Source organism: Pandoraea sp. XY-2, assembly GCF_004193915.1.
GTDB classification, from domain to species: domain Bacteria; phylum Pseudomonadota; class Gammaproteobacteria; order Burkholderiales; family Burkholderiaceae; genus Pandoraea; species Pandoraea cepalis.
Genome location: NZ_CP030849.1, coordinates 3,925,600 through 3,938,165, shown reverse-complemented (window position 1 = coordinate 3,938,165; position 12,566 = coordinate 3,925,600). Strand labels below are relative to the sequence as shown.

The window sequence follows — 12,566 nt, the reverse complement described above, 5'->3', positions numbered from 1 at the left end:
AAATTCTGTGTTGCGTGACTACGCATAGCGTAGCGTTGCGAATTTCGGGACACCCAAACGAAAAACCCCGCCTGAGGCGGGGTATCGAACGCAGCAGCGAACCGCTGCGAGAAAACCTGTTGATCTTATTTGATCTTGGTTTCCTTGTAAGCCACATGCTTACGAGCCACCGGATCGAACTTGCTGATTTCCATCTTTTCCGGATGGGTACGCTTGTTCTTGGTGGTCGTGTAGAAATGACCCGTGCCAGCGGTCGATTCCAGCTTGATCTTGTCGCGAGCGCCTTTTGCCATGATGATCTCCTAAAACTTAGATGGCGTTGCGCGAACGCAGGTCCGCCAGAACGGCGTCGATGCCGTTCTTGTCGATCAGGCGCAGGCCGGCCTTCGAAATGCGCAGGCGCACAAAGCGGTTTTCGGTCTCAACCCAGAACCGGCGATTTTGCAAGTTCGGAAGAAAACGACGCTTGGTTTTGTTGTTGGCGTGGGAAACGTTATTGCCGACCATCGGCGCTTTCCCGGTCACTTGACATACGCGTGCCATGAAGCACTCCTAACCCAGAATTCTGTGTAAAAAAAGGTGAGTCGAAAAGACAGACCGCGATGATACCACAAAAATCCCAGACAAATCAATCGCTTTCGCGATGCAGGATGCGAGTCCCTGGCGGGAAACGTCTGTCGGAGATTCGGGAAGGGACGGATTATAGCGCAAGCGCTGCGCGAACGCGACCCAACTGCCAAAATTCTGTGCAGATGTTGTTGTGGGGTGTCACAGCTCGCCGTTCTCCGCGAGTGAATACACGCGGGTTCCGGCCACGATGAAGTGGTCGAGCAGCCGGATTTCCAGCAGCGCCAGCGCGTCGCCCAACTGGCGTGTGAGCGCCAGATCGGCCGCACTCGGGGTTGGAACGCCGGACGGATGATTGTGCGCGACGATGACGGCCGCCGCGTGAACGTCGAGCGCGGCGCGCACGATCTCGCGCGGATAGGCGCAGGTCTGGGTGAGCGTTCCCTCGAACATGACGCGCGTGCTGATCAGCCGATGCGCGGCGTCGAGAAAGAGGCAGGCGAAGCGCTCGCGCGACCGATCCTGCAGCGTGAGGCGCAGATAGTCATGCACGCGGGCCGGGGAATCGAGCAGATTGCCGGACTGCATGCCCTCTCCCAACATGCGGCGCGCCACTTCGAGGGCGGCCTGAAATTGCAGGACTTTGGCCTGACCCAGGCCGGGAATTTGGCGCAACGTCTCGAAGGGCGTGGCGAGCAGCCGGGTGAGCGATCCGCTCCGTGCCAGCAAATCTCGGCCGAGATCGACGGCATTGCGCCCGTGCGAGCCCGTCCGCAACAGGATGGCGAGCAACTCGGCATCGGACAGCGCACCGGCACCGCGGGCCAGCATTTTTTCACGGGGACGCTCGGCGAGCGGCCATTGAGCGATGGACATGACGACTCCAGGGAGGGACACGATCGCGCGCATGATCGCGGGTGCCACGAATATCACAAACGATGCCGTCGACAGGAAAAAATCGGGGCTGCTTCGATGGGGAGCCGGACGCGCAACGCGCCGTCCTTTACAATATTAGCTTGACCTTGCTGTGAGACCCCCATGAGTTCTGCCGTAACCCCTGTGGTTCAAGACGATTCCTATCTGACGCTCCACTACCGGATCGCCGCCCCCGACGGCGCGGACATTGTCAACACTTTTGAAGGTACGCCGGCGACGCTGCAACTCGGTGGCGGCCAGATGGCGCCGACGTTGGAGCAGTCGCTGCTGGGGATGACGGTAGGGGAGCGCCGCCGGACCGAGCTGGCGCCGGAGCAGGCGTTCGGCCCGCGCAACCCGGAGCTGCTGCAACGCGTTTCGATGAAGACGTTGCAGGAAAACAGCAATTTTGGCGAAGCCTATAACGTTGGCGATCTGGTCGAGTTCAACGCGCCGAGCGGCGGCCGCTATGCGGGCATCCTGCGAGAGTTGGGCGACGGCTGGGCCTTGTTCGACTTCAACCATCCGCTGGCCGGCCAGCCGATCGTGTTCGAAGTCCAGATTATCGGCATTCTGTAGGAATCGAAATGAGCGCCACCCAAGTCGTAGCACCGACCCTGTCGGATGCGGAAATTCTTCTGGCCCAGCCGCGCGGTTTTTGCGCGGGCGTCGACCGCGCGATCGAGATTGTCGAGCGCGCGCTCGCGATGTACGGCGCGCCGATTTACGTGCGCCACGAGATCGTGCACAACGCCTATGTCGTTGACAACCTGCGTAAGCAGGGCGCGATTTTCGTCGAGGCGCTGACCGACGTGCCGGCGGGCAACACGCTGATTTTCAGTGCCCATGGTGTGTCGCAGGCCGTACGGGCCGAGGCGGAAGCGCGCGGCCTGCGCATCTTCGATGCGACCTGCCCGCTCGTCACCAAGGTGCACGTCGAAGTCGCGAAGATGCGTAGCCAAGGGCTCGAGATCATCATGATCGGCCACAAGGGTCACCCGGAAGTGGAGGGCACGATGGGGCAGTCGGGCGAGGGCATGTTCCTCGTCGAGACGATCGACGACGTGCTGGCGCTTCAGGTCGCCGATGAGAGCAAGCTCGCCTATGTGACGCAGACGACGCTATCCGTCGACGACGCCGCCGAGGTGATCAATGCACTCAAGCGGCGTTTCCCTTCGATTACCGAGCCGAAGAAGCAGGATATTTGTTACGCCACGCAGAATCGCCAGGATGCCGTGAAGTTCATGGCGCCGCAGTGCGACGTGGTCGTGGTCGTCGGTAGCCCGAACAGTTCCAACTCCAATCGCCTGCGCGAAGTGGCCGAGAAGATGGGCGTACCCGCCTACATGATCGATGCCCCGGAGCAACTCAAGCCGGAGTGGTTCGACGGCAAACGCCGGATTGGCGTGACGGCGGGGGCGTCAGCCCCGGAAGTGCTGGCGCAATCGATCGTTTCGCGTCTGCGTGAGCTGGGCGTCAACCAGGTCAAAGTGCTCGATGGCGTGGAAGAAAATATTGCGTTCCCCCTTCCCAAGGGCCTTGTGCCGGTGACGGCCGGCTAAGCGCCGTCGTCGCAACAATGCCGATCGGCCAGCGGTAACCCCGCATGGCTGACAAACCGGGTGCCATATTGCGTGGCCCCGGTTTTTTTGTGCCTCCTTCCTGCGCCTCGCCCCCCCGCGCCGGATTCCCCACGACCCCGCACGTCGACCCTCCCTGACGCAAGCGCCGCGTCGCTCACCGAATCGCAGATCGCGCTCGGGATTCGCCATGCGGTATCTGTGCGAAATCAAATTAAATTTCGCGGATAATCCGCGCGACTTATTTTATCAATTTGGCGTCTTGTTAGATAAAACTTGTCGACTCGACTCGCAATTCAGCGAATACAGAATTGGTTGGGCAATTAGCATTCGGTTTCGAGAAAATCAATTATTTATTTATTCACTTAATTAGATCAAGCACTCCAGATCGCGCGGGCATGCAACTTGCATATCTAGTTATTGCTGTGTCCGAGCCCATGACTGGTGCATCGGTTGCACCATGACGTTACCCGCGCCGGTGGGCACGGTGTGTAAAACCTTTAACCAATTCGGGGTTGCGCTTTTGAAAAAATCGGGTTGCACAAGTCGGTATAAAACCTTAGGCCTCCATTATGGAAAACCCTGTGGCGGCGAGCATCGCATCCGCAAAGAATGGAGTTACAATGCGCGCGTTTCGCATACGAAACGTTGAATTGGCGTTACTGGCGTTATTCATCCGCCGACAATCTGGAGATAATCACATGCAACTCAAGTTCGCGAAGGTACTGCCCGTCGTTGCCGCAGTGACGCTGTTGGCGGCATGCGGTCAGAAGGAAGAAAAGCAGGCCGATTCGGGCGCCGCTTCGGCGCCCGCCGCGACGACTGCCGCCAGCGGGGGCGGCGATGCGGTTGTAGTTAAAATTGGTCACGTTGCGCCGCTGACGGGCCAAATTGCCCACTTGGGCAAAGATAACGAAAATGGTGCACGCCTCGCTATCGAAGAAGCCAACAAGGCGGGCCTGACCATCGACGGCAAGCCGGTCAAGCTCGAACTGCTGGCTGAAGATGACGCGGCCGATCCGAAGACCGCAACGCAGGTCGCCCAGAAGCTCGTCGACGAGAAGGTCGTTGCCGTGGTGGGCCACTTGAATTCGGGCACCACGATCCCGGCCTCGAAGATCTACAGCGATGCTGGCATCGTGCAGATCTCCCCGTCGGCCACTAACCCGGCCTACACCCAGCAGGGCTTCAAGACGGCCTATCGTGTGGTGGCTACCGACGCTCAGCAGGGCCCGGCACTGGCCAACTATGCGACCAAGGCATTGGGCGCCAAGTCGGTGGCCATCGTCGATGACGCAACGGCCTACGGCAAGGGCTTGGCCGACGAGTTCGAGAAGACCGCGAAGGCCAACGGCCTGAAGGTGCTCTCGCACGACGCGACCAACGACAAGGCGACGGACTTCCGCGCGATTCTGACGAAGATCAAGGGCGAGCGTCCGGACATCATCATGTACGGCGGTATGGACGCGACCGGCGGCCCGTTCGCCAAGCAGTCGAAGGAACTGGGCATTGGTGCCAAGGTGCTGGCCGGCGACGGCGTGTGTACCGACAAGGTGGCCGAACTGGCCGGCGACGCGATCGACAACATCGTCTGCTCGGAAGCGGGTATGGCGCTGTCGAAGATGGAAGGCGGTGCGGACTTCGCGAAGCGTTATGAAGCCCGTTTCAACCAGCCGATCCAGATCTACGCCCCGTTCACGTATGACGCCGTCAACGTGATCATCGACGCCATGAAGCGTGCCAACTCGACCGATCCGGCCAAGATCCTGGCGGCCATGCCGGCCACCGACTACAAGGGTGTTATCGGCCACATCGCCTTCGACAGCAAGGGCGACATGAAGGAACCGGTCATCACGCTCTACAACTACAAGGACAAAAAGAAGAGCGTGCTTGACGTGGTGAAGATGTAACTCTAAGGCATTTGCGCCATGAAACGGCACCGCTGCCTACCCGTTCGGTGCCGTTTCTATCTCTGCGGAAATACGCCGTGCCTGCATGACGGGCACGGCCCCCCTCCTGACACAGGATTACGCCTCATTACCCGCAATTCTCTCGACCCCCTCGCGCGCCCGATCGGGCATGCGTGTCGAGAGCCCGTTCTCGGGACAAGGAGTTAGCTTCATGGATATCTTTATCCAACAAATCTTGAACGGCCTCGTGCTTGGTAGCGTCTACGCGATCATTGCACTGGGCTATACGATGGTCTATGGCATTTTGGGCATCATTAATTTCGCCCACGCCGATGTGATGATGATCGGCGCGATGGTCGCGCTATCCACCATCAATCTCTTGTTGAAAATCGCGCCGGACATGAACCCGGCGCTCATGCTGGCCATTGCCACGCTCGTGTGTATGCCCGTGTGTGCCTTGACCAACTTCGTGATCGAGCGCGTGGCCTACCGGCCGTTGCGCAACGCGCCGCGTCTGGCGCCGCTGATCACCGCGATCGGTGTGTCGCTGCTCTTGCAGACGATCGCCATGCTGATCTGGTCGCGCAACCCGCTCTCGTTCCCGCAACTGCTGCCGACCGACGCCATGACCGTGATTCCGCAACACGGCGACCAAATCGGCGCCGTGACCAACGGCACAGGTGTCGTGATCGTGGTCGTTGCCTTCCTCGTGATGTTCGGTCTCACGCAGCTCGTGAACCGCACCAAGCTCGGCCGCGCCATGCGGGCCACCGCGGAAAATCGCAACGTCGCCGGCCTCATGGGCGTGAACCCGAACTTCGTGATCTCCGCAACGTTCGCGCTGGGCGGTGGACTCGCGGCGCTCGCGGGCGTAATGATGGCGTCGAACTACGGCAACGTGCACTTCTACATGGGCTTCATTCCCGGGATGAAAGCGTTCACGGCGGCGGTGCTGGGCGGTATCGGCAACCTGCAGGGCGCGATGGTCGGCGGTGTGTTGCTGGGCCTGATCGAAGCGCTGGGCGCGGGGTACATCGGGGATCTGACCGGTGGCGTGTTCGGCAGTAACTATCAGGACGTGTTCGCTTTCGTTGTCCTGATTGCGGTGCTCGTGTTCCGCCCGAGTGGTTTGCTCGGCGAGCGCGTGGCGGATCGTGCATAAGCGGGGAGAAACGACATCATGAATCAACCCGTACAAACCTCCTCCGGCGCCGCGACGCCGATCACGGAAGCGGCCGCTGCTCGCAAGGCCTATCGCGGCCTCGCGTTCTTCCTCATCGCGGCGATTGTCGCGCCGGTGCTCGTCGGATACGCCGGCGGCAACTACTGGGTGCGCGTGCTCGACTTCGCGCTGCTCTACATCATGCTCGCGCTGGGCCTGAACATCGTGGTGGGCTTTGCCGGCCTGCTCGACTTGGGCTACATCGCGTTCTATGCGGTGGGCGCGTACGTCACCGCTTTCCTCAGCTCGCCTCACCTCACGCTGCACTTCGCGTGGATCGCGCATCTGTTCCCAGGCGGACTACATGTGCCGGTGTGGTTCACGATTCCGATCGGGGCAGCGGTCGCCGCCACGTTCGGTATTCTGCTGGGCGCACCGACGCTGCGTCTGCGCGGCGACTACCTGGCCATCGTGACGCTGGGCTTCGGGGAAATCATCCGTATCTTCATGAACAACCTGGACCGGCCGGTGAACATCACCAACGGCCCGAAGGGGATCACCGGCATCGAGCCCGCGTCGTTTGCCGGCTTCGATTTCTCGAAGGCGCACAACTTCTTCGGGATCCAGGTCGCCTCGGTGTACATGTATTACTACCTGTTCGTCTTCCTGGCACTGTTGATCGCGTTCGTCTGCGTGCGTTTGCAGCACTCGCGCATCGGACGCGCCTGGGTGGCCATCCGTGAAGACGAAGTTGCCGCCAAGGCGATGGGTATCAACACGCGCAACATCAAGCTGCTCGCGTTTGCCATGGGCGCGTCGTTCGGTGGTGTGGCCGGCGGCATGTTCTCGGCGTTCCAGGGCTTCGTCTCGCCCGAGTCGTTCACCTTCTGGGAGTCGATCATCGTGCTCTCGATGGTGGTGCTCGGCGGCATGGGCCACATTCCGGGCGTGATCCTGGGCGGTATCCTGCTCTCGGCGTTTCCGGAAGTGCTGCGCTCGACCATGGGCCCGTTGCAGACGAGCCTGTTTGGCAGCGTCATCGTCGATCCCGAAGTGATCCGGCAGTTGCTGTACGGTCTGGCCATGATCCTGATCATGCTGTACCGTCCGGCCGGCCTGTGGCCGTCGCCGCGTCCAGAAGAACGGACACTGTAAGTTGAGGGAGATGACCTGACTATGAGCGAACAAATTCTTCTGTCCGTCAAGGGCGTGAACAAGCGCTTCGGCGGTCTGCAGGCCCTCACCGATGTGGGTCTGGAGATCAAGCCGGGGCAAATCTACGGGCTGATCGGCCCGAACGGTGCCGGCAAGACGACGTTCTTCAACGTGATCACGGGCCTCTATACGCCGGACTCCGGCGAATTCAGGCTCGACGGTTCGTCCTACAAGCCGACCGCCGTGCACGAAGTGGCGAAGGCGGGGATTGCCCGTACATTCCAGAACATCCGTCTGTTCGGTGGCATGACCGTGGTCGAGAACGTGATGGTCGGCCGCCATGTGCGAACGAAGATGGGCGTGATCGGCGCGATCGTCCGTTACCCGGGCGCGAAGGCCGAGGAGCGTGCCATTCGCGATCGCGCGATGGAGTTGCTTGAGTATGTGGGCGTGGCGAAGTATGCCAACTACACGGCGGCGAACCTCTCGTACGGCCACCAGCGCCGTCTGGAGATCGCGCGTGCGTTGGCGACCGACCCGAAGCTGCTCGCGCTCGACGAGCCGGCCGCAGGCATGAACGCGACCGAGAAAGTGGAGCTGCGCGGCTTGCTCGACAAGATCCGTAGCGACGGCAAGACGATCCTGCTCATCGAGCACGACGTGAAGCTGGTGATGGGCTTGTGCAACCGCATGACGGTGCTGGATTACGGCAAGGTGATTGCCGAGGGTTTGCCGCAGGATGTGCAGAAAAATCCGGCGGTGATTGAAGCGTATCTGGGTTCGGGAGGCCATTGATGAGCGCAATGTTGACGATCAAGGGCCTGAAAGTCGCTTACGGCGGGATCAAGGCGGTCAAGGGGATCGACCTGAGCATCCAGCCGGGCGAACTGGTCACGCTGATTGGCGCGAACGGCGCAGGCAAGACGACCACGATGAAGGCGATCACAGGTCTGCTGCCTTGGGCCGATGGCGACATCGAGTATCTGGGCAAGTCGATTCGCGGTGTGAAGGCGTTCGATCTGCTCAAGCGGGGGCTCGCGATGGTGCCGGAAGGGCGCGGTATCTTCACGCGCATGACCATTCTCGAGAACATGCAGATGGGCGCGTATCTGCGCAACGACACCGCGGGGATCAAGCAGGACGTCGACAAGATGTTCGGCATCTTCCCGCGCCTCAAGGAGCGTCGTGACCAGCTCGCCGGCACGTTGTCGGGCGGCGAGCAGCAGATGCTTGCCATGGCGCGCGCGCTCATGAGTCAGCCCAAGCTGTTGCTGCTCGACGAGCCGTCGATGGGACTCTCGCCGATCATGGTGGAGAAGATCTTCGAGGTGGTGCGTACGGTGTCGGGCGAAGGGGTGACGGTGCTGCTCGTGGAGCAGAACGCGCGCCTGGCGCTCCAGGCCGCGCACCGCGCCTATGTGATGGACAGCGGTCTGGTGACCATGACCGGTGATGCGAAAGACATGCTCGACGATCCGAAGGTGCGCGCCGCGTATCTGGGGGAATAAGCGAGCATGAGCGTCCGGCGTGAGCCGGACGACGATCGAAGGGCGCCGAAGGCAACTCCGGCGCCCTTTGTGTTTTTCGTCGAGCGCCATGCGCGCAACGCGGTCCCGTCGAACCGGACTACAGCAATGTCGACGGGGCCGCGCCCGGCACGAGCGGCAAGCGTTTGCCGAGGCTCACGACATCGTCGGCCGCATAGCCGTGCGCGGTGTAGAACGCCAGCGCATCGCGCGATTGCGTGAGCACTTGCAAGTTGAGCTTGAGGCAGCCGCGCTCGGCCAGCGCGCGCTCGGCGTGGCGAAGCAGGGCGCTGGCCACGCCACGACGTCGCAGCGCACGCCCCACCGCCAGGGAGTAGACCCAGCCGCGATGGCCGTCATATCCCGCCATGACCGTGCCCACGATGGTCCGGTCGCGTACGGCGACGAAGAACAATCCGTCGCGCATGGCGACCTTGTTGGCGATCGAGCGGCGTGGCTCGCGGTGCGGCTTGTCGGCCGAGAGGTATTCGGGAAACGCGTCGCGCCAGAGAGCGAGCACGGCGTCGGTGTCGGCGTCGTCGAAGCCGCGGATGTGAATGTCGGCGGGCGGGGCGATCATGGCGCGTCCTGTTGACCGGTATAGATATCGGGGCGATGGATCTGCATCATCTTGTTCACCGGGTCGAGCGGTTCGAATCCGTAGCGAGCATAAAGGCCCGCCGCGTCGGTGGTGGCGAGCAGAAAGCGCCGCAGCCCTTGCAAGGCGGGATGCGCCAGCACGTTCTCGCATAGGCGCTTGCCGATGCCGAGCCCGCGCATCGACGGATCAACGAACACGTCGGCCAGGTAGGCGAACGTTGCACGATCGGTGATCACGCGCGCGAAGCCCACCTGACGCGCCGCGCCGCCGTCGACCTGTGTGGCATAGGCGCCGAAGCACAGAGAGTGCGCGATGGCGCGCATGAGCGTCACGCGTGGGATGTCCTTTGCCCAATAGGTTTGCGTCGCGAGCGCGTGATGGATGAAGCCGATGTCGAGCCGCGCCGGATCGGACGAAATGTCGACGATGGCGTCGGCGGGCGGTGTCGGGTGCGCGTGACTCAGATCGTTCATTGAGGGTGCCTCCTGTGCGGTAGGGTGAGCGCCGCGCCGCCCGCCAGTGCCGGGCATGTCGCGGCGCGCATCACGTCGATTCGTTAGGCGTGCTTGGCGAGCAGCGTGTCGAGCATCGAGAGCATCTGGTCGATCTCGTCGCGGCTCACGTTGAGTGCGGGCATGAAGCGCAGCAGGTTCGGGCGCGCTGCGTTGAGCAGCAGCCCGTCGGGGGTCATCTCACGTGCAGCTTCCACCAGTTGCGGGCCGATGTCGCGCCCGAGCAGCAATGCCCGCAGCAGGCCGGCACCGCGCTCGCCCTCGCCACCGTAGCGCGACGACAGGTGCTGCAATCCGGCACTCAGATAGTCGGCCTGCGCGCGCACGAATTCGAGGAAGCCCGGTGCGCTGACCGTGCGCATGACCGCGAGGCCAACGGCGCACATGAGCGGATTGCCGTTGTACGTGCCGCCCTGATCGCCCGGCTGGAAGACCGCGAATTCGTCGCCGCAGAGCATCGCCGCGAGCGGCACGCCGCCGCCAATGCCTTTGCCGAGCGTCATGATGTCGGGCACGATGCCCGCCTGCTGATGCGAGAAGAGGGTGCCGGTGCGCCCGCAGCCGGTCTGCACTTCATCCACGATCAGCAGCAGTCCGCGCGATTTCGTGAGTGTGCGCAGTTCCTTCAGAAACGCGTCGGTGGCCGGCACGACACCGGCTTCGCCCTGAATCGGTTCGAGCATCACCGCGACGGTGTCGGGGCCGATGAGGGCTTCGACGGAGGCGATATTGTTCAGTTCGGCCTTTGGGAAGCCCGGCACTTGCGGCGCGAAGATCGTGTCCCAGCCGGGCTTGCCGCTCGCCGACATGGTGGCGAGCGTGCGGCCGTGGAAGGCGTCCTTGAACGTGATGATCTCGAAACGAGCGCCACCCGACGGGTTCGGGTGTAATTGGCCCCACTTGCGCGCGAGCTTGATCGCACTCTCGTTCGCCTCGGCGCCGCTGTTCGCGAAGAAGACCTTGCCGAGTCCCGAGAGCGTGGCGAGCAGGCCGGCCAGCTCGATCATCGGCACGTTGTAGTAGGCGGGGCTGGGATTGAGCAGCAACGCGCTTTGCGTGGCGAGCGCATCGCGCATCACCGGATGACAATGGCCGAGGCTGTTGACGGCCCAGCCCTGAATGAAGTCGAGATAGCGCTTGCCCTCGTGGTCATACAGCCAGCCGCCCTTGCCGTGCGTGAACACGAGCTCGGGGCGCGACGTGATGGGCAGCAACGCCTGCGTGGGGAATTCAGCGAACCTGGCGTGGCGTGCCGCCTTGGGGGCGGCGGACGCCATGGGCGATGCGGCGGCGGACGGGTTGGCAAGCGACATGACGGTCTCCGAAGGACGAGGGTGAGCGAGACGTAACAATGAAAAAAGCCACGGGGGTTGCCCGTGGCTTCGCTGTGCTTGAGAACCTGCGAGTTATCGCAGTCGATAGCGTGCCGCGCGGCATCCCGGTTGGGGCAGCGTATGGCGACGTCGGATCGAGGCGATGGCAATCAGGTTCATGTCGGCAAGCATAAGTCGGTGACGCGGCGCTTGTCAAAGGGTTCGCGCACGCTGTGGCGTGCGCGCCGCGTGGCGCCCGGTCGGCATCGCCCGATTCGGGCGGCTCACAGACCGCCACCCGGGTTGTCGGCCTCGGTGGTGAACGCATCGGCGAAGAATGCCGCGTCGGGCAGGTGGTGATGCGCGATGAAGTCGCGGCGCGCCGATTCCACCATCACGGGGGCCCCGCAGGCGTAGACCTCGTAGTCCGACAGATCCGGCAGGTCTTCCACCACGGCACGATGCACGAACCCTGTGCGGCCTTGCCACTGGTCTTCCGGTGCGGCGTCGGAGAGCACCGGCACGAACTTGAAGCCGGGAATCTCGCGCGCCCACTGTTCGGCCAGCTCGCGCAGATAAATGTCCTTCAACTGTCGCGCGCCCCAGTACAGTGTCATGGGGCGGTTCAGTCCCTTGTGCACCGCATGTTCGACGATGGCCTTGATCGGCGCGAAACCCGTGCCCGACGCAAGCAGCACGATCGGCTTGTCGGTGTCTTCACGCAGGAAGAACGTGCCGAGCGGGCCTTCGAAGCGCAGGATTTCGCGTTCCTTCATTTGAGTAAAGACGTGGTCGGTGAACACACCGCCGGGCATGTGACGCAGGTGAAGCTCAAGGAAACCTTCTTCGTGCGGCGCGGTGGCCATCGAGTAGCTGCGACGCTTACCGTCTTTCAGAATGAACTCGATGTACTGCCCGGCGAGATATTGAAAGCGCTCGTTGGCAGGCAGTTGCAGGCGCATGACGATGACGTCGTCGGCACGGCGCTCCAGCGCGTTCACGCGGCAGGGCAGGCGCTTGACCGGGATGTCGCCGAAGCCTTTGACTTCGCGCGATTCGATGACGAGGTCGCCCTTGGCATGGGCGCAGCAAAGCAGCGCAAAACCGCGTGTTTCCTCGTCCTTCGAGAGTGCTGAGCTGGAATGCGCGCCGTGCTCGACGTTGCCCTCGACCAGCTTGGCCTTGCAGGACCCGCAACCGCCGTTTTTGCACCCGTAAGGCAGGCCGACGCCCTGACGCAGCGCAGCGCTGAGTACGGCCTCGCCGTCTTCGACCTGGAACTCGCGCCCGCTCGGCACGAGGGTAACGTTGTAAGCCATACTACA

Annotated in this window: 14 protein-coding genes; 7 read left to right on the top strand and 7 right to left on the bottom strand. The window is 62.4% G+C overall.

Annotated elements, in window-relative coordinates; all coding sequences use genetic code 11:
* Positions 1-125: 125 nt before the first annotated feature.
* The 3 genes from rpmG to radC all read right to left on the bottom strand — a co-directional run bounded on the left by rpmG (position 126) and on the right by radC (position 1,443).
* Positions 126-293: a 50S ribosomal protein L33 gene (gene rpmG, locus DRB87_RS17685; protein ID WP_017232785.1), complete on the bottom strand. Its 168-nt coding sequence runs from the start codon at positions 291-293 to the stop codon at positions 126-128.
* Between the two features lie 16 nt (positions 294-309).
* Complete coding sequence (gene rpmB / locus DRB87_RS17680) at positions 310-543, bottom strand: 50S ribosomal protein L28 (protein ID WP_017232786.1); 234 nt, start codon at positions 541-543, stop codon at positions 310-312.
* Between the two features lie 225 nt (positions 544-768).
* Positions 769-1,443 (bottom strand): DNA repair protein RadC, encoded by a 675-nt coding sequence (radC, locus tag DRB87_RS17675; RefSeq protein ID WP_130026833.1) that lies wholly within the window; start codon positions 1,441-1,443, stop codon positions 769-771.
* A 162-nt stretch (positions 1,444-1,605) separates the two neighbouring features.
* On the opposite strand from radC, the gene DRB87_RS17670 reads away from it, so the two are divergent.
* The 7 genes from DRB87_RS17670 (at position 1,606) to DRB87_RS17640 (ending at position 8,797) form a co-directional block, all read left to right on the top strand.
* The gene (locus DRB87_RS17670) at positions 1,606-2,061 is read left to right on the top strand and encodes a peptidylprolyl isomerase (protein ID WP_130026832.1); all 456 of its coding nucleotides are present in this window, start codon (positions 1,606-1,608) and stop codon (positions 2,059-2,061) included.
* 8 nt (positions 2,062-2,069) lie between these two features.
* A complete protein-coding gene (ispH, locus tag DRB87_RS17665) occupies positions 2,070-3,044 on the top strand; it encodes a 4-hydroxy-3-methylbut-2-enyl diphosphate reductase (protein ID WP_130026831.1) in 975 nt (324 codons plus the stop codon).
* 719 nt (positions 3,045-3,763) lie between these two features.
* On the top strand, positions 3,764-4,972 hold the full coding sequence (locus DRB87_RS17660; protein WP_130026830.1) for a branched-chain amino acid ABC transporter substrate-binding protein: 1,209 nt from the start codon (positions 3,764-3,766) through the stop codon (positions 4,970-4,972).
* Positions 4,973-5,183: 211 nt separating this feature from the next.
* A complete protein-coding gene (locus DRB87_RS17655) occupies positions 5,184-6,134 on the top strand; it encodes a branched-chain amino acid ABC transporter permease (protein WP_130026829.1) in 951 nt (316 codons plus the stop codon).
* 18 nt (positions 6,135-6,152) lie between these two features.
* Entirely contained in the window at positions 6,153-7,289 is a 1,137-nt protein-coding gene (locus DRB87_RS17650) for an ABC transporter ATP-binding protein (protein WP_165385355.1), read from the top strand.
* Between the two features lie 21 nt (positions 7,290-7,310).
* Positions 7,311-8,084, top strand: a complete 774-nt coding sequence (locus DRB87_RS17645) for an ABC transporter ATP-binding protein (protein ID WP_130026828.1) — start codon at positions 7,311-7,313, stop codon at positions 8,082-8,084.
* Entirely contained in the window at positions 8,084-8,797 is a 714-nt protein-coding gene (locus tag DRB87_RS17640; RefSeq protein ID WP_017232794.1) for an ABC transporter ATP-binding protein, read from the top strand. The genes DRB87_RS17645 and DRB87_RS17640 overlap by 1 nt, the downstream gene beginning before the upstream one ends.
* A 118-nt stretch (positions 8,798-8,915) precedes the next feature.
* Here DRB87_RS17640 and DRB87_RS17635 read toward each other — a convergent pair whose 3' ends face one another.
* From DRB87_RS17635 to DRB87_RS17620, 4 genes are all read right to left on the bottom strand, one after another.
* Positions 8,916-9,395: a GNAT family acetyltransferase gene (locus tag DRB87_RS17635; protein ID WP_130026827.1), complete on the bottom strand. Its 480-nt coding sequence runs from the start codon at positions 9,393-9,395 to the stop codon at positions 8,916-8,918.
* A complete protein-coding gene (locus tag DRB87_RS17630) occupies positions 9,392-9,889 on the bottom strand; it encodes a GNAT family N-acetyltransferase (RefSeq protein ID WP_130026826.1) in 498 nt (165 codons plus the stop codon). The genes DRB87_RS17635 and DRB87_RS17630 overlap by 4 nt, the downstream gene beginning before the upstream one ends.
* A gap of 83 nt (positions 9,890-9,972) precedes the next feature.
* Positions 9,973-11,205 carry an acetylornithine transaminase gene (locus tag DRB87_RS17625; protein ID WP_130027937.1) on the bottom strand — a complete coding sequence of 411 codons (1,233 nt, stop codon included), beginning with the start codon at positions 11,203-11,205 and terminating at the stop codon, positions 9,973-9,975.
* A 320-nt stretch (positions 11,206-11,525) separates the two neighbouring features.
* Positions 11,526-12,560 (bottom strand): CDP-6-deoxy-delta-3,4-glucoseen reductase, encoded by a 1,035-nt coding sequence (locus tag DRB87_RS17620; protein WP_130026825.1) that lies wholly within the window; start codon positions 12,558-12,560, stop codon positions 11,526-11,528.
* Between the last annotated feature and the right edge of the window lie 6 nt (positions 12,561-12,566).

Excerpts from the sequence above, each read along its gene's own strand:
- rpmG (WP_017232785.1), bottom strand. The coding sequence starts at position 293 with ATGGCAAAAGGCGCTCGCGACAAGATCAAGCTGGAATCGACCGCTGGC.
- radC (WP_130026833.1), bottom strand. The coding sequence starts at position 1,443 with ATGTCCATCGCTCAATGGCCGCTCGCCGAGCGTCCCCGTGAAAAAATG.
- DRB87_RS17655 (WP_130026829.1), top strand. The coding sequence starts at position 5,184 with ATGGATATCTTTATCCAACAAATCTTGAACGGCCTCGTGCTTGGTAGC.
- DRB87_RS17650 (WP_165385355.1), top strand. The coding sequence starts at position 6,153 with ATGAATCAACCCGTACAAACCTCCTCCGGCGCCGCGACGCCGATCACG.
- DRB87_RS17660 (WP_130026830.1), top strand. The coding sequence starts at position 3,764 with ATGCAACTCAAGTTCGCGAAGGTACTGCCCGTCGTTGCCGCAGTGACG.
- DRB87_RS17645 (WP_130026828.1), top strand. The coding sequence starts at position 7,311 with ATGAGCGAACAAATTCTTCTGTCCGTCAAGGGCGTGAACAAGCGCTTC.
- ispH (WP_130026831.1), top strand. The coding sequence starts at position 2,070 with ATGAGCGCCACCCAAGTCGTAGCACCGACCCTGTCGGATGCGGAAATT.
- DRB87_RS17670 (WP_130026832.1), top strand. The coding sequence starts at position 1,606 with ATGAGTTCTGCCGTAACCCCTGTGGTTCAAGACGATTCCTATCTGACG.
- DRB87_RS17635 (WP_130026827.1), bottom strand. The coding sequence starts at position 9,395 with ATGATCGCCCCGCCCGCCGACATTCACATCCGCGGCTTCGACGACGCC.
- DRB87_RS17630 (WP_130026826.1), bottom strand. The coding sequence starts at position 9,889 with ATGAACGATCTGAGTCACGCGCACCCGACACCGCCCGCCGACGCCATC.
- DRB87_RS17620 (WP_130026825.1), bottom strand. The coding sequence starts at position 12,560 with ATGGCTTACAACGTTACCCTCGTGCCGAGCGGGCGCGAGTTCCAGGTC.
- DRB87_RS17640 (WP_017232794.1), top strand. The coding sequence starts at position 8,084 with ATGAGCGCAATGTTGACGATCAAGGGCCTGAAAGTCGCTTACGGCGGG.
- DRB87_RS17625 (WP_130027937.1), bottom strand. The coding sequence starts at position 11,205 with ATGGCGTCCGCCGCCCCCAAGGCGGCACGCCACGCCAGGTTCGCTGAA.
- rpmB (WP_017232786.1), bottom strand. The coding sequence starts at position 543 with ATGGCACGCGTATGTCAAGTGACCGGGAAAGCGCCGATGGTCGGCAAT.